General features: G+C 44.1%; 1 protein-coding gene. It reads right to left on the bottom strand.

What is annotated here, in order from left to right; all coding sequences use genetic code 11:
• Nucleotides 1-72: 72 nt before the first annotated feature.
• On the bottom strand, nucleotides 73-506 hold a 434-nt coding region (locus tag FK530_RS27760), incomplete at its 5' end, for an ABC transporter permease subunit (RefSeq protein WP_146489555.1).

Genomic DNA, 506 nt, shown 5'->3' with positions numbered 1-506 from the left:
CTCTCCATCATAGGTCTCAAAGACTACACTCAGATCTTTTACATCTAATAATAATTCACTCATTGTGCTCTCCTAGCGATCTTTTGGATCGAGCGCATCACGAAGCCCATCCCCAATAAAGTTAAAACAAAAGAGGGTCACGATTAAAAATAGTGCCGGGAAGATTAAGAGCCAAGGTGCAACTTCCATAGAGTTTGCGCCATCAGCTAATAGTGATCCCCAACTACTCATCGGCTCCTGCACCCCTAATCCTAAGAAGCTTAAGAAAGATTCAAATAGAATCATGCTCGGCACTAAGAGCGAAGCATAGACCACAACAACACCTAAAACATTCGGAACAATATGGCGGAAGATAATAAGTGCCGTTGAGACCCCCGAGACCTTTGCCGCTTCAATAAACTCCCGATTCTTAAGACTCAATGTCTGCCCACGAACAATCCTTGCCATATCGAGCCATGACACCATTCCGATCGCTAAGAAGATTAAGAAGAGGTTCTGGCCAAAGA

The organism is Tsukamurella conjunctivitidis (genome assembly GCF_007858475.1).
GTDB classification, from domain to species: Bacteria; Actinomycetota; Actinomycetes; order Mycobacteriales; family Mycobacteriaceae; genus Tsukamurella; species Tsukamurella conjunctivitidis.
This window is presented reverse-complemented; position numbering and strand designations above follow the sequence as displayed.